The sequence below is a fragment of the Eisenbergiella sp. OF01-20 genome (assembly GCF_003478085.1).
Classification (GTDB): Bacteria; Bacillota; Clostridia; order Lachnospirales; family Lachnospiraceae; genus Eisenbergiella.
Map to the genome: position 1 here is coordinate 88,564 of NZ_QUES01000022.1, position 13,986 is coordinate 102,549.

General features: G+C 48.7%; 15 protein-coding genes and 2 tRNA genes. 16 read left to right on the top strand and 1 reads right to left on the bottom strand.

What is annotated here, in order from left to right; all coding sequences use genetic code 11:
* Nucleotides 1-279 precede the first annotated feature (279 nt).
* The 3 genes from DXA36_RS21600 to DXA36_RS21610 all read left to right on the top strand — a co-directional run bounded on the left by DXA36_RS21600 (nucleotide 280) and on the right by DXA36_RS21610 (nucleotide 3,315).
* Nucleotides 280-960, top strand: coding sequence for a CPBP family intramembrane glutamic endopeptidase (locus DXA36_RS21600; RefSeq protein WP_118681527.1), 681 nt, complete (start codon nucleotides 280-282; stop codon nucleotides 958-960).
* A 26-nt stretch (nucleotides 961-986) separates the two neighbouring features.
* Nucleotides 987-2,321 carry an MATE family efflux transporter gene (locus DXA36_RS21605; protein ID WP_118681528.1) on the top strand — a complete coding sequence of 445 codons (1,335 nt, stop codon included), beginning with the start codon at nucleotides 987-989 and terminating at the stop codon, nucleotides 2,319-2,321.
* Nucleotides 2,322-2,562: 241 nt separating this feature from the next.
* Nucleotides 2,563-3,315 (top strand): TraX family protein, encoded by a 753-nt coding sequence (locus DXA36_RS21610; protein ID WP_118681529.1) that lies wholly within the window; start codon nucleotides 2,563-2,565, stop codon nucleotides 3,313-3,315.
* 207 nt (nucleotides 3,316-3,522) lie between these two features.
* On the opposite strand, the gene DXA36_RS21615 is transcribed toward DXA36_RS21610, so the two are convergent.
* Nucleotides 3,523-3,732 carry a hypothetical protein gene (locus tag DXA36_RS21615; RefSeq protein WP_118681530.1) on the bottom strand — a complete coding sequence of 70 codons (210 nt, stop codon included), beginning with the start codon at nucleotides 3,730-3,732 and terminating at the stop codon, nucleotides 3,523-3,525.
* Nucleotides 3,733-4,077: 345 nt separating this feature from the next.
* On the opposite strand from DXA36_RS21615, the gene DXA36_RS21620 reads away from it, so the two are divergent.
* The 13 genes from DXA36_RS21620 to DXA36_RS21680 all read left to right on the top strand — a co-directional run bounded on the left by DXA36_RS21620 (nucleotide 4,078) and on the right by DXA36_RS21680 (nucleotide 13,845).
* A complete protein-coding gene (locus tag DXA36_RS21620; RefSeq protein ID WP_118681531.1) occupies nucleotides 4,078-4,782 on the top strand; it encodes an ABC transporter ATP-binding protein in 705 nt (234 codons plus the stop codon).
* A gap of 117 nt (nucleotides 4,783-4,899) precedes the next feature.
* Entirely contained in the window at nucleotides 4,900-6,717 is a 1,818-nt protein-coding gene (locus DXA36_RS21625) for an HlyD family efflux transporter periplasmic adaptor subunit (protein ID WP_118681532.1), read from the top strand.
* A gap of 42 nt (nucleotides 6,718-6,759) precedes the next feature.
* A complete protein-coding gene (locus DXA36_RS21630; protein WP_118681533.1) occupies nucleotides 6,760-7,971 on the top strand; it encodes an ABC transporter permease in 1,212 nt (403 codons plus the stop codon).
* Between the two features lie 119 nt (nucleotides 7,972-8,090).
* A complete protein-coding gene (locus DXA36_RS21635) occupies nucleotides 8,091-8,570 on the top strand; it encodes a YcxB family protein (protein ID WP_118681534.1) in 480 nt (159 codons plus the stop codon).
* A 17-nt stretch (nucleotides 8,571-8,587) separates the two neighbouring features.
* On the top strand, nucleotides 8,588-9,037 hold the full coding sequence (gene tsaE / locus DXA36_RS21640; protein WP_118681535.1) for a tRNA (adenosine(37)-N6)-threonylcarbamoyltransferase complex ATPase subunit type 1 TsaE: 450 nt from the start codon (nucleotides 8,588-8,590) through the stop codon (nucleotides 9,035-9,037).
* A complete protein-coding gene (gene tsaB, locus DXA36_RS21645; RefSeq protein WP_118681536.1) occupies nucleotides 9,034-9,894 on the top strand; it encodes a tRNA (adenosine(37)-N6)-threonylcarbamoyltransferase complex dimerization subunit type 1 TsaB in 861 nt (286 codons plus the stop codon). The genes tsaE and tsaB overlap by 4 nt, the downstream gene beginning before the upstream one ends.
* 2 nt (nucleotides 9,895-9,896) lie before the next feature.
* Nucleotides 9,897-10,331: a ribosomal protein S18-alanine N-acetyltransferase gene (gene rimI, locus DXA36_RS21650; RefSeq protein ID WP_118681537.1), complete on the top strand. Its 435-nt coding sequence runs from the start codon at nucleotides 9,897-9,899 to the stop codon at nucleotides 10,329-10,331.
* A gap of 94 nt (nucleotides 10,332-10,425) precedes the next feature.
* Complete coding sequence (locus DXA36_RS21655) at nucleotides 10,426-10,674, top strand: hypothetical protein (RefSeq protein WP_118681538.1); 249 nt, start codon at nucleotides 10,426-10,428, stop codon at nucleotides 10,672-10,674.
* Between the two features lie 22 nt (nucleotides 10,675-10,696).
* Nucleotides 10,697-11,605: a ribonuclease Z gene (locus tag DXA36_RS21660; RefSeq protein WP_118681539.1), complete on the top strand. Its 909-nt coding sequence runs from the start codon at nucleotides 10,697-10,699 to the stop codon at nucleotides 11,603-11,605.
* 12 nt (nucleotides 11,606-11,617) lie between these two features.
* Complete coding sequence (tsaD, locus tag DXA36_RS21665) at nucleotides 11,618-12,646, top strand: tRNA (adenosine(37)-N6)-threonylcarbamoyltransferase complex transferase subunit TsaD (RefSeq protein WP_118681540.1); 1,029 nt, start codon at nucleotides 11,618-11,620, stop codon at nucleotides 12,644-12,646.
* A gap of 16 nt (nucleotides 12,647-12,662) precedes the next feature.
* Nucleotides 12,663-13,379: a 2-C-methyl-D-erythritol 4-phosphate cytidylyltransferase gene (ispD, locus tag DXA36_RS21670; RefSeq protein WP_118681541.1), complete on the top strand. Its 717-nt coding sequence runs from the start codon at nucleotides 12,663-12,665 to the stop codon at nucleotides 13,377-13,379.
* Between the two features lie 191 nt (nucleotides 13,380-13,570).
* Nucleotides 13,571-13,656 (top strand) — tRNA-Ser (locus tag DXA36_RS21675).
* Between the two features lie 100 nt (nucleotides 13,657-13,756).
* Nucleotides 13,757-13,845: transfer RNA gene (locus DXA36_RS21680), tRNA-Ser, on the top strand.
* The last annotated feature ends 141 nt before the right edge of the window (nucleotides 13,846-13,986 follow it).

A 13,986-nucleotide genomic window follows, 5' to 3' on the forward strand; every position in this document is an offset into this window, starting at 1 on the left:
ACTGTTACCGCGGGACTAAAAAAATACCCCTTTTAAATTGCTTTTTGGTAAAAGGTTTCCTATAATAAGCTGTACTATATTTTACGTCCGTATGGCACCTTGTTTCTTATACCGGCATATCGTAAGATATATTTTATGACTGTTCGATCTATCTGTCAATATGATTAACAGTGGTCCGCAGGGCCGATACCGTTATGCAGACAGGGAAATCGGAGAACTATCCAAGTCCTCAAACGCCTCCATCGGACATGCTGAAAAAGCCCGGAACAGGAGATAAAAATGAACGAAATAAAGAACCTCACCATAAAAGAAGCCCTGCCCTGGCTGGGCGGTTATTTCTGCATTCTGCTTTTGGATACGGCCCTTGCTGTCGGGATATGGAGAAGAGCGGGAAATCCCCTTTCCGACTGGATGAATCTGGGAACCATGCTTGTGAGCGCTTTCCTGTTTTTCCGGTTGTTAACCGTAAAGGCCCCGTGGATCCTGCATCCTATTAAGAAAATTTCTGTAAAAGGTATTATCCTTGCATTGCTGTGCGCCTTCCTTTTTTATCTCCTGCTGGATAACTGCCTGGATCCTTTCTTCGACAGCCTGTTTCCGGCCAGCAGAGAGGCCTACCAGGATACCCTTCTTTCACTGGCCAGGGCACCGCTTCCTTCCCTTATCCATGTGTGCCTGCTGGCGCCGGCAGCGGAGGAACTGCTGATGAGGGGATTTCTCCTTCAGGGACTGAAACATACATATAAACCGGTGACAGCACTGCTGGTGTCGGCTTTGTTTTTCGCCTTCTTCCATTTTAATATGGTACAGACCCTGTCCGCGTTTATCTGCGGCCTTGTTCTGGGACTTCTTTATTTGCGGACAGGCTCGCTTCTGTGCTGTGTGATAGCACACGGCGGATATAATCTGCTTTCTTTTTTCACAGCCATCCTTCCGCTGACAGGCACTGGGGCATGGTAATCTAAGATAACAGGAGCAAGCTATTCATGTACAGAGACTTGACCAAAGGAAATATAACCAAAACAATCATTCTGTTCGTCCTGCCCATGATGGCGGGAAATCTGCTGCAGCAGTTTTATAATATTGCAGATACCCTGATTGTAGGCCGCTTCCTTGGCAGCAATGCCCTTGCTGCGGTGGGATCGGCATATACGCTAATGACATTTCTCACTTCCATACTGTTAGGGCTGTCCATGGGAGCCGGCGCCTTATTTTCCATCTATCAGGGACAGGGCGACCAGGCACGGCTGAAAGCTTCCATCCTGCATGCCTTCGGCCTGATCTTTGTCATTGCGCTGGTATTGAATATCGGCGTTTATCTGTTCCTTGATCCCATTATGGCCTTTCTGCAAGTGCCGGATCCGGTTTATGCGTTGATGCGGGAATATCTATGGATTATTTTTGCCGGAATCGGGGCTACCTTCCTCTATAATTTTTTTGCCTGCCTGCTGCGTGCCATGGGAAATTCCGCAGTACCCCTTCTTTTTTTAGGGATATCCGCGGCCCTGAATATCGGCCTGGATCTGCTGTTCGTGCTCGTTTGTAATTGGGGTGTGGGAGGAGCCGCCGGTGCAACAGTCATTGCCCAGTTCGTATCCGGCCTGGGGATTGCGGGCTATGCCTTTATCCGCTGCCAAAACCTGCGGCCTTCCCGTTCGGATCTGCACTGGGACAGCCATATCCTCCGGGAAATAGGCAGCCTTTCCATCCTGACCTGTGTTCAGCAGTCCGTGATGAATTTCGGGATCCTCATGGTACAGGGACTGGTGAACAGCTTCGGACCGGTGATCATGGCTGCCTTTGCCGCCGCAGTCAAGATAGACTCCTTCGCCTATATGCCCGTACAGGATTTTGGCAATGCGTTTTCCACCTTTGTGGCACAAAATTATGGCGCGGGAAAAGAAGAACGGATCCGTGCGGGCATAAGAAAAGCGGTACAGCTGACTTTCCTGTTTTGTATTGCCGTATCCGCGGCAGTAGTGCTTTTTGCCAGACCGCTGATGCTTATTTTCGTACAGCCCCAGGAGACGGAAATTCTTGCGGAGGGAGTGCGGTATCTGCAGGTGGTCGGACTTTTTTATTGGGGGATCGGCTGTCTTTTCCTGCTTTACGGTTTTTACCGTGCCGTCAAAAGACCTGGCATGTCCGTCGTGCTTACGGTGATTTCCCTGGGAATGCGGGTGCTTCTGGCTTATCTGCTTTCGGCTTATATCGGCGTGATCGGAATCTGGGTTGCCATCCCTGTCGGCTGGGTGCTGGCGGATATGGCGGGGCTTCTTTATTACCGGTGCCATAAAAGGGAGCTGATGAAAGTGGAATAAAAGAAAAAGAAATATAAAATGGCAGGCTATGCGGCCTGCCTTATTTTTGAGGGAGGGCCCAGTATTTTAGAAAAAAATAAGAAATCCTTAAAGGAACCCCCAGGGATTTCCTGAAGGATATTATAGTATGATATTTTATAACGGTTCAGCAGGCAGGCGCATTTACTGCCGCGTCCGTTTGGGCCGCTGCCCGCAGCGTAAATAACCGTGAATATTTGCCGGTTTCGAAAAGGAGTATAAAATGAATACCTTTACACTGAAAATGATCGCACTCGTCCTTATGGTCATCGATCATATCGGCTATTATTTTGAAGGAGCCCCTTCGTGGCTGCGATGGCTTGGCCGGGGATCCTATCCCCTGTTTTTATTCTGCATGGTCTGGGGCTTGCGCTACACCAGAAACCGCGGGGTATATCTGCTGCGCCTGTATCTCATGAGCCTGTTTATGACCTTCTTTTCCTACGGAGTGGATACCCTGTTTGCAGACGGAAACGGATATGGCAACCATAATATTTTCCTGCCCATGTTTTTGGTGGGACTGCTCATCACGACAATAGAAACTTACCAAAAGGATCGGAAAAAAGGAGGCATCCTGCTTGGCGCAATAGCCCTTGTACAGCTTCTCTACTACCTTCTTCCCAACCTCCTTCCCTTTACCCGCAATCTTTCCGGGGACCTGCTCACCGGAATTGTCCCCAACCTGGCGCTTAACGAATATGGCTTCTCCTTCGTAGCCTTAGGGGTGCTCATGTATTTCTTAAAAGAAAAGAAGGATTTATTCAGCGTCGCCTATATCATCTTCTGCATCAGCCAGTTCAGTACGGAAATGCTTGAGTACGGAGGCGTCGGAGCCACCCAATGGCTTATGATCCTCTCCCTTCCCCTGATGCTGCGTTACAACAACCAAAAAGGCCCGGGCATGAAATACTTTTTTTACATTTTCTACCCCGCCCATACCTTCCTCCTGTTCATCCTCGCCAATTATGTTTTCTGAAAATACCGGACCTTTGTCCGAAACCATAAAAAAACAGGCCCGCAGGCCTGCATGTTTTTGAGGGAGGGCCGGCATCTTGGCAGATGCCGGCAAGTTATGAAAAAGAAATCTATTTTAATAAGTTATTGGCTTTGTATACATATACGATATCATCCAAGTGTGGAAGATCCGTGAGGGAAATTTGAAGAAATTGTAAAGCTTTTGGAACTAAAAAATGAATCCCTCATCTTTTGTATCTCTTGTCAGTCCCGAAACCAGATTTTCCATTTCCTGTTTGGAATTCACCTGCCGGGAACGATCAATCACATTCTGTCGGGAAGACTCGTTCATTGTGGAAAAAACACGCATGGCATCCATATTTTGGGCTAATGCCATTCCTAACCCTAAAGGTATCTCATCATTATTTAACAGACTCATATTTTCTCCTTTGCCGTTTTCGGTGTTTTTGAAGTAACGATAGTATGTGTCTTTCCATGAAAATTATTCAAAAACAATCGGTTTTTAGAAAAAATTAAGAAAATTTTAAAGGAACCGCATAGATTTTTCGGAGGCAACTATAGTATGATAGTCAAAGTAATGCTCAGGTACGATCCGGGAGGATAAAACGGAACTGAAAAAGCAGCAGGATAAAATATCCGGTTGACAAAAAGCATAAACTGCATTACTGTATTAACTGTATAATACAGATGAATTGTAAATCAGTTTCCACAGGCAAAAATCGGAAATGGATCCGGCCTGAAGGGGAACAAAGGGAGAGAATGTATGAGTGCGCTGGTGGAAGTAAAGGACATGTGCAAGGTTTATAACCCGGGTGAAAATGAAGTGCGGGCGCTGGATCATGTAAATGTATCGATTAACGAAAATGAATTTGTAGCTATTATCGGTCACTCCGGCTCTGGAAAATCCACGCTGATGAATATGCTGGGATGCCTGGATGTCCCTACAAGCGGAACCTATCTGCTTCATGACCAGGACGTATCCAGAATGAGTGATGACGAACTGTCCGATATCAGAAACCGGGAAATCGGTTTTATTTTTCAGGGCTTTAACCTGATACCCAATCTGACCGCCCTGGAAAATGTGGAACTGCCCCTGATTTACAGAGGGGTGAGCAAAAAAGATCGTATGGAGCTTTCCAAAGATGCCCTTATGAAGGTAGGCCTGGAAAAACGAATGAACCACAAGCCCTCTGAAATGTCCGGCGGGCAGCAGCAAAGGGTGGCCATAGCCAGGGCCATCGCCCAGGCGCCGCCTGTCATACTTGCGGACGAACCTACCGGTAACCTGGACTCCGGCTCTACCAAAGAAATTATGGGTATCCTCAAAAGCCTTCACCAGGAAGGGAGAACCGTTATTATCATCACCCATGACAATGATATCGCCGCCCAGGCGGAACGGGTCATCCGTATCAAGGACGGCTACATTGAAGCGGATTATAATCAGGACCTGGAGGTTTATGAGGAATAGTGGGGTTTGCGCAGTAAGGAGCAGAGCAACAGCTGCGAATCCGTATTTTTACAAGAGTGAGACAGCTCTTTATATAATAGGTAACTACCCTATGGGATAAATTATGGAGGAATCAAAATGAGTGAGTTAGAGAACAAAGATACCGGAAGCCTGGAATCCCGGGAATCGGTTAAAGAGAAAAAGAAGAGGGAAAAGACCGAGGCAAAGGAAAAGAAGGCCCAGGAGAAAAGAGAGGCCATTATGGCCGGAGGCACCGGAAAGAAGAAAAAGAAGAAAATCGGCTGGATAATCGCCCTGGCATTAGTGGTGGTTATTGTTGGTTATTCCGTGGTGACAAGCGTTATTGCGAAGAATACCCCCATGCAGATAAATACCATTGCAGCCACCGTGGGAACCATTGAAGAGACCATGTCAACCAGCGGAACGGTAAGCAGTGAACAGAGCAAAACATATTATGCACCGGTTGGTGCGACCATTTCCGAGATGAGCATTGCCCTGGGTGATGAAGTGACGGAGGGCCAGCAGCTGGTAGTTTTTGACACCACTGACCTGGAAACACAGAAAACAAAAGCCGCGCTGGATGCATCCGCAACCGCGAACGGTTATAAAAGCTCCCAGTATCAGAGCAACAAAAACCAGTCGGAATATAACGAAGCAACTATCGGCCTTCCTGAGCTGAAGGTACTGGCAGAGCAGCAGGAACAGTACGTACAGGGATTAAAATATGAACTGGAGGACGAACAGCAGGCCGAGAAGCAAAAGCTCCAGGACTGGCTGGGAAAACTGAACCAGGAGCTGGAAACCCAGAACAATAAGCTGGCCGAACAGAGGGATGAAGAGACAAGAAAAAGCATCCAGGAAATCATACAGAACCTGAATAACAGTATCCGTGATACCAGCAACCAGCTGAGTGACCTGAACATGTCCGATGAGATGAAAGAAAAACAGCGTCTTATTGATGCAGAGCAGAAGAAGCTGGAGGATATGAAGGAAGAAATCAGCAAGAGAGAAGGCAAGGAATCCTCCTCAGAAGCCGGAATTTCCGATCCTTACGTGAAACAGCAGCAGGCGGACAGCGCCCAGAGCGCGCAGATTACAGCCAGCCAGGCAGCAGACGAACTGGAAAAAGCCAAGGCGGGCGTAATTGCTGAATTCCCCGGTATCGTGACCAAGATTGCCACCGTATCCACATCCAAGGAGGCGACCAAGGGAGGCGGCCTTCTGGAGGGCGCAACGGTTTCGGAAGGAACCGAACTCTTTACCATAGAAAGCAACAAGCAGGTAAAAGTGGGAATCGAAGTAACCAAATATGATCTTCCCAAAATCGCTATCGGGCAGCAGGTGGATGTTACCATTGCCGGCAGCGTATATGAAGGGGAAGTTTCCAAAATCAACAAAGTGGCCGCAGCCAACTCCCAGGGAACTCCTGTTGTAGGCGCGGAAGTCCATATTAAGAATCCGGATGACAATATTTTCCTGGGTGTGGAAGCAAAGCTGGTGATTCATACCGCGTCTGCTGAAAATGTAGTAACTATCCCGGTTGAAATCGTGAATGCCGATAAGCAGGGTGAATTCTGCTATGTGGTGGAAGACGGCGTGGTGACCATGAGACGTATTACCACCGGCATTTCCTCGGACAGCATGGTTGAGGTTAAGGAAGGCCTGAAGGACGGGGATCAGATCGTCTATGATGTAACAGGCACCGTTATGGAAGGCATGAAGGTGATAGCGGTTCCCATGGGCGGCGCAGGGGCCGGCCAGGCTGTACCGGAGACCGGAACGGCAGCCGGTGAAACAGACGCTGTGGCTGAAACGGCATCGGAGGCCGGAACACAGACAGCAGCCGGTGAAGGTTCCTCCGAAGAAGCAGGCGGAGAAACAGAAACTGCGGAATCACAGGCGGCGGATGGCACACTGGGGTCTGAAAATGAATAGCCAGGTACTATTCGAAGCTGCCTATATAAGGAGGACTGAATAGTGGCACAGGCATGGGAATATATTAAAATTGCCCTGATGAATATCCGGAGCAATAAGGGCCGGTCCATTCTGACGATGCTGGGTATTATCATAGGTATTACATCCGTAATCATGATCATATCCATAGGTGACGGCGTGAAGGGACAGGTCAATGATGAACTGAATGCCATGGCCGGAGGGCTTATCGGCATATATGTAAACAACGAACACAGCGAGGACGAGGTTTATTTTACCACGGATGATTTCGATGCGATCAGTGAAAAGGTAGAAGGGGTAAAAGGAGTAACTCCCGTGTATACCCTCTATGGCAGCGCGATCGGGAAAAAGGGCGAGTTCACCGCCTATGTTTCCGGCGGAACAAACAGTATGGAATATTATCAGAGCGAACCAATTGTGGCGGGCCGGTATTTTTCGGCCAGTGATTATTATTCCGGAAATAAGGTCTGTGTCATTCCGGAGCAGGCAGCCAAAAAGATGTTCGGCACCACCGATGTAATCGGGCTTACCATAGAAGTTACCCTGTATGGGACTACCCAGGATTTACGGATTGTGGGGGTCCGCCAGGACAGCGCGTCGGCTATGTTCAGTATGTACGGTGATATGATCAATATTGAATTGCCTCTCACCGTGCTCAGCGCTTCCTATGGTTTATATTTCGGGGAATTCACGGATTTCTACATTATCTGCGATTCTCCTACGGAATCGGTCCAGGTGGCCCAGAGTACCATAAACCTGTTGGAAGGAAGACATAACATTAGAGGGAAAGGGCTGATTCAGGTTCAGAACATGCAGGATCAGATTTCCCAGATTAATTCCGTTTTAGGAAGTATTTCCATCTTTGTAGTAATCGTGGCCGCCATTTCCCTTCTGGTAGGCGGGATAGGTGTTATGAATATCATGCTCGTTTCCGTTACAGAACGTACCAGGGAAATCGGTATCCGAAAGTCCCTGGGAGCGCGTACCGGTTCCATCCTGCTGCAGTTCTTGTCCGAATCAGCGATTATCACGCTTTTGGGAGGAATTATCGGCATTATCCTGGGCGTTACCGGAGCGGTCCTCATAGGCGGGGTAATCGGATTTTCGGCACGTATCCAGGTGAGCACTGTTTTAATAGCATCCCTGTTCTCCGCAGGAGTAGGTATTTTCTTCGGGATATACCCTGCCAAGAAAGCGGCGAAGCTCAGCCCCATCGAAGCGCTGCGTCACGAATAGGCCGAAATCTCTTGCGTAACGGAAGAATTTCAGTATAATATAAGGATAAGTAGACAAAAGCACCTACGACGTAGGTGCTTTTTCGGGTCTGCGAATGAACAGAGACAGGAAGGTACGCTATGGAAGTGGAATTTGATGTAAAAATTGATTCGGGAATCCTTTATGATTATATGCTCCACCATACCTATACCAGCTTTGCCGGAGTGGTGGGAACTACGGTAGGCGCGCTGATTCTGGTTGCATTCGGTATGACCGGACATGTGATCTATCTGATCGCCGGGCTGGTAATTCTTTTGTACCAGCCGGGGAGCCTGCTCCTGAAAGCCAAGCAGCAGGCGCTTACAAACCCGGCATTTAAGCAGCCCCTTCATTATAAAATGACAGAAGAAGGCGTGGAGGTATCCCAGGGGGATATGGTGGAATTCCAGAAGTGGGAGGATATGGTGAAGGCGGTTTCCACAGGCCGGAGCATCATCCTCTATACGACAAGAATCAATGCCAGCATTTTTCCAAGGAGGGATTTAAAGGACAGCCTTACCAAGGCGGTGGAAATGATCTCCACGCATATGCCTCCCAAAAAAGTGAACATCCGGATGTAGCAGGAGGATTGACTATAATGAAAACAGAACAAATCGAAAGCTTCTGCCCCGAAGACACCTTTGCGCTGGGAGAAAAGATAGGCAGATTGGCCGAACCCGGTACGGTGCTTACCTTAGTCGGTGATTTGGGCGTGGGCAAAACGGTTTTTACCCAGGGTGTTGCGGCGGGACTGGGGATCCGGGAGCCGGTTAACAGCCCCACCTTTACCATAGTCCAGATATACGAGGAAGGGCGGATGCCTTTTTATCATTTTGACGTGTACCGTATCGGTGATGTGGAAGAGATGGAAGAGATCGGCTATGAGGATTGTTTCTATGGAAACGGCCTTTGCCTTATTGAATGGGCCAATCTCATAGAAGAGATCCTGCCCCCCTCTTATACCCGGGTGAAAATCGAAAAAGACTTGAAAAAGGGTTTTGATTATCGTAAAATCACCCTGACAAGGAAGGAAGCGAATCAGGAATGAAAATAGTAGCCATAGACAGTTCAGGGCTGGTAGCCAGTGTGGCGGTGACCGAAGATGACAATCTGATTGCGGAATACACCACCAATTATAAAAAAACCCATTCCCAGACCCTGCTTCCCATGCTGGATGAAGTGAAGAAAATGATTGAGCTGGATTTATCCACCCTCGATGCCATAGCGGTATCTGCCGGACCTGGTTCCTTCACCGGACTCCGTATAGGATCCGCAACAGCAAAAGGACTGGGGCTTGCTTTGAATAAGCCTCTGATCGGGGTGCCTACCGTGGATGCGCTGGCGATGAACCTCTATGGGACGGATCAGATTATCTGTCCCCTGATGGATGCCAGACGGAGCCAGGTTTATACCGGTATATACCGCTTTGTCCCTGTAAATAAAAGCGGAACGGAACATACCGCCTCCCCCCGGGATACACAGGATACCCTGGAAATCCAATATAGCCTGGATATCCTGGAGCCTCAGTGCGTGGTGCCGGTGGAAGAAATCACAGATAAGCTGAACCGGCTTCCCGGTGATGCCGGGGTTATCTTTTTAGGAGACGGCGTCCCTGTTTTCCGGGAAAAGCTGGCGGAACTGATGCGCCGTCCTTATACGTTTGCACCGGCCCTGTGCAACCGGCAGCGTGCGGCTGCCGTCGCTGTCCTGGCAGCCGGATATGCCAAAGAGGGGAAAATGGTACCCGCCTATGCGTATGTCCCGGAATATCTCCGCCCCTCCCAGGCGGAACGGGAACGCAGCGAAGCCAGGAAAATGGCGGGAGAGCAGGCGGGAGACGCCATGATGAGCAAAGGGACCTTCTCCAAACAAAAAAAATCCGGTTCCGGGGAAAGCGGAGGCTGAACATGACGATTCGCAGAATGGTCAGAGACGATCTCACCCAGGCCGCCGCACTGGAAGAAAAGTGCTTCGGGACGGATGCCTGGTCCCTGCAGGCATTTGCCGATGCGCTGGAAGATGCCAACACCCTGTACTTATCCGGTGTGGAAGAGGGAACCCTGGTAGCCTACTGCGGGATCTGGAAATCCTTTGAGGACGGGGATATCACCAATGTGGCAGTGGAGGAAATACACAGGAAAAAAGGGTATGCCCGCCTGCTGCTTAAGCAGCTGATGGAAGAAGCGTCACTCTCCGGTGTGGAAAATTTCACACTGGAGGTCCGGGAAAGCAATCTGCCGGCTATCCGCCTGTACGAGTCTTTAGGTTTTGTGACGGAAGGCGTCAGAAAGGATTTTTACAGAAATCCAAAGGAAAATGCGCTTATTATGTGGAAGAGATAGCCAGCGCATGGAATAATTACCGCTGTTTTTCGACAAAAATTTACGTTATAATGAATAAAAACGGAAAGCGTAAAATACGCGGATTGGAGTGACCATGCGGATATATCAGGATAATAATAATACCCAGCTCATATCGGTTATTTGCAACCGGTGCAAAAAAGAGTTAAAAGTGGAAAACGGAATACTGAAAGAAGGCTGTTTTGAAGTAAAACATGCCTTCGGGTATTTCAGTGACAAGGACGGACAGGTGTACCATTTTGACCTGTGCGAACAATGTTTTGATAAAATGCTCGCAGAATTTCAGGTGCCTGCTGAAGTAAAGGAGGCAAAGGAGCTTCTGTAGCGGATTGGAGTAATACGTATAAATGCTGGATGTATGCTTACTGGGAACCGGAGGGATGATGCCCCTGCCTTACAGGTGGCTCACGTCTCTTATGGCCCGTTATAACGGAAAAAGTATCATGATCGACTGCGGGGAAGGAACACAGATCGCCATGAAGGAGAAGGGCTGGAGCCCCAAGCCGGTGGATATTATCTGCTTTACCCATTACCACGCGGATCATATCAGCGGCCTGCCGGGAATGCTTCTCACCATGGGAAATGCCGAACGCACGGAACCGCTGCTTCTGATCGGCCCCAAGGGGCTTGCCCGGGTGGTGAATTCCCTGCGTGTCATTGCCCCGGAGCTGCCTTTTCCTATTGAATACCTGGAACTGACGGAGCCGGAGCACAGGATACCCTTTGACGGTTTTTGTATCGAAGCCTTCCGGGTAAACCATAATGTGATCTGCTATGGCTATAATATCGTTGTGGAACGGATCGGCCGCTTCCAGCTGGAAAAGGCCCAGGAACTGGATATCCCCAAGCAGTATTGGAGCCGCCTGCAGAAAGGGGAAACGATAGAAACCTCGGACGCAGTCTATACCCCGGATCTGGTTCTGGGACCTCCCAGAAAAGGGATTAAGCTGACCTACTGTACGGATACCAGACCCACGGAAGGAATTGTCAAAAATGCGGCGGGTGCCGATCTCTTTATATGTGAAGGCATGTATGGGGAACCGGAAAAGAAGGACAAAGCGCGGGAATACAAGCACATGACCTTCCTGGAAGCCGCGGATATGGCAAAACGCGCCCGGGTAAAGCAGATGTGGCTGACCCATTACAGCCCTTCCCTTACCAGGCCGGAGGAGTATATGGACGGTGTCCGCAAGATCTTTCCCCAGGCTGTCGCCGGGAAAGACGGGAAAAGCACAGACCTCCTTTTTGAAGAATAACGGAGAAAGTTTATGGAAAAAGAAGATATTTATATTCTCGCAGTGGAAAGCTCCTGTGATGAGACCGCGGCCTCTGTTGTCAGAAATGGCAGGGAGGTTCTTTCCAATGTTATCTATTCCCAGATTGATCTGCACACCCTGTACGGCGGAGTGGTTCCTGAGATCGCATCCAGAAAACATATAGAAAAGGTAAACCAGGTCATAGAAAAGGCTCTTTCCGATGCCGGAATCACCTTAAAGGAAGTGACCGCTGTAGCGGTAACCTATGGCCCGGGCCTGGTAGGCGCGCTCCTGGTTGGAGTATCCGCAGCCAAAGCCATAGCCTTTGCTGCGGACAAGCCTTTGGTGGGAGTCCATCATATAGAAGGGCATATCAGCGCCAATTATATAGAAAACAAAGAACTGGAGCCTCCTTTTATCTGCCTTGTTGTTTCCGGCGGACACTCCCATCTGGTCGTGGTAAAGGATTACGGGGAATATGAAATAATAGGAAGAACAAGGGATGATGCCGCGGGAGAAGCCTTCGACAAGATTGCCAGGGCCATCGGACTTGGTTATCCCGGAGGCCCCAAGATCGATAAAGTATCCAAAGAGGGCAATCCGGATGCCATCCGTTTTCCCCGTGCCAAAGTGGACGGCAGTACATATGATTTCAGCTTCAGCGGCTTGAAATCCGCAGTGCTGAACTATCTGAATTCCTGTGAAATGAAAGGGATTGCCGTTAACCAGGCAGATGTTGCGGCTTCTTTCCAGAAAGCGGTAATCGACGTCCTGGTGGGACATTCCATGGATGCTGTTTCCCAGTATCATTTTAAAAAGTTCGCCATTGCCGGCGGTGTGGCTTCCAATACCTCACTGCGTGCCGCATTCGAAAAAGCCTGCAGGGAAAAAGGGCTGGAATTCTATCATCCTTCTCCTGTGTATTGTACCGATAACGCGGCCATGATCGGAGTGGCAGGCTATTATGAATACTGCAAAGGAACACGCCATGGCTGGGATTTGAATGCAGTTCCCAACCTGAAGCTGGGCGAAAGGATTTAGAAACGGGGGATGGTTTATGAAGGAAAAAACAGCCGCGGTGGTCCTTGCTGCCGGTAAAGGGAAACGGATGAACAGCGATATTCCCAAACAATATATGCTGCTGCGGGATAAACCCGTTCTTTATTATTCCCTGAAGGTATTCCAGGAAAGCTTTGTGGATGAAATCGTTCTCGTAGCGGAAAAGGGAGAGGAAGAGTTCTGCCGGAAAGAAATTATTGAAAAATACGGATTTACCAAAGTTAAGCATATAGCAGCAGGCGGGACCGAACGCTATTTCAGCGTGGCAAACGGCCTGGAGGCAGTATCACAAGACTGTGATTACATATATATCCATGACGGTGCCAGACCATTTGTTACACAAGCTATTATAAAACAAGCGCTGGCGGAAGTAAGAACCCATAAAGCCTGTGTGGCCGCAATGCCGGTAAAGGACACGATCAAAATTGCGGACGAACAGGATTTTGCCGTATCCACTCCAAGAAGGGATCTGGTCTGGATGATGCAGACTCCACAGGTATTTCAGGCATCTCTGATCCGCGGGGCTTACCGCAAGCTGTTATCGGAAGAAAAAAAGCTGCGCAGCCAGGGAGTACAAATCACCGATGATGCCATGGTGGTGGAAACCCTCCTCAGCCATCCCGTCAAATTGTTCCGGGCCTCCTATGAGAATATCAAGATAACAACACCGGAAGATTTACTGATTGCAGACGGCATTTTGGAAAAAAGAATCTGATTTTGTAAATATTAAAGAATGGCCCTGCCCTTCATATGCAGTAAATACGGGAAAAATTCCTCTTTCGAAAAAATAATTAAAAATAATGGAAAAAATGTGTTGACACTGAGGGGCTTTTTCGCTATAATAACTTTTGCACTGCTGAGGAACACAAAAAAACAACCCATTGTTTTGCACAATTGAAAACAAATGGAGAGGTATCGAAGTGGTCATAACGAGGCGGTCTTGAAAACCGTTTGTCCGCAAGGGCGCGTGGGTTCGAATCCCACCCTCTCCGTTAGCGTAAACCGCTGCGGAAATCAGGCTGAATGATTTTCGGGACACAATAAAAATAAATAGCGGGTTAAACCGCATAAGTTGATTGAATCAGCTTGCTTGGAGAAGTACCCAAGAGGCCGAAGGGACACCCCTGGAAAGGGTGCAGGTCGTTAATAGCGGCGCGAGGGTTCAAATCCCTCCTTCTCCGTTCGCAGTTCTTCTATACAAATAGAAATATCTGCGTGGGCTTATGGCAAATGTCTGCCGATAGATAACAGACAGAGAATCTAAGCTCTGAACCTTGACAAATAAACAGTAATGCAACCCTGAAAATTCTAAAAAAGAAAAT

Coding starts and splice junctions, on each gene's coding strand:
- DXA36_RS21600 (WP_118681527.1), top strand. CDS start 280: ATGAACGAAATAAAGAACCTCACCATAAAAGAAGCCCTGCCCTGGCTG.
- DXA36_RS21605 (WP_118681528.1), top strand. CDS start 987: ATGTACAGAGACTTGACCAAAGGAAATATAACCAAAACAATCATTCTG.
- DXA36_RS21610 (WP_118681529.1), top strand. CDS start 2,563: ATGAATACCTTTACACTGAAAATGATCGCACTCGTCCTTATGGTCATC.
- DXA36_RS21615 (WP_118681530.1), bottom strand. CDS start 3,732: ATGAGTCTGTTAAATAATGATGAGATACCTTTAGGGTTAGGAATGGCA.
- DXA36_RS21620 (WP_118681531.1), top strand. CDS start 4,078: ATGAGTGCGCTGGTGGAAGTAAAGGACATGTGCAAGGTTTATAACCCG.
- DXA36_RS21625 (WP_118681532.1), top strand. CDS start 4,900: ATGAGTGAGTTAGAGAACAAAGATACCGGAAGCCTGGAATCCCGGGAA.
- DXA36_RS21635 (WP_118681534.1), top strand. CDS start 8,091: ATGGAAGTGGAATTTGATGTAAAAATTGATTCGGGAATCCTTTATGAT.
- tsaE (WP_118681535.1), top strand. CDS start 8,588: ATGAAAACAGAACAAATCGAAAGCTTCTGCCCCGAAGACACCTTTGCG.
- tsaB (WP_118681536.1), top strand. CDS start 9,034: ATGAAAATAGTAGCCATAGACAGTTCAGGGCTGGTAGCCAGTGTGGCG.
- rimI (WP_118681537.1), top strand. CDS start 9,897: ATGACGATTCGCAGAATGGTCAGAGACGATCTCACCCAGGCCGCCGCA.
- DXA36_RS21655 (WP_118681538.1), top strand. CDS start 10,426: ATGCGGATATATCAGGATAATAATAATACCCAGCTCATATCGGTTATT.
- DXA36_RS21660 (WP_118681539.1), top strand. CDS start 10,697: ATGCTGGATGTATGCTTACTGGGAACCGGAGGGATGATGCCCCTGCCT.
- tsaD (WP_118681540.1), top strand. CDS start 11,618: ATGGAAAAAGAAGATATTTATATTCTCGCAGTGGAAAGCTCCTGTGAT.
- ispD (WP_118681541.1), top strand. CDS start 12,663: ATGAAGGAAAAAACAGCCGCGGTGGTCCTTGCTGCCGGTAAAGGGAAA.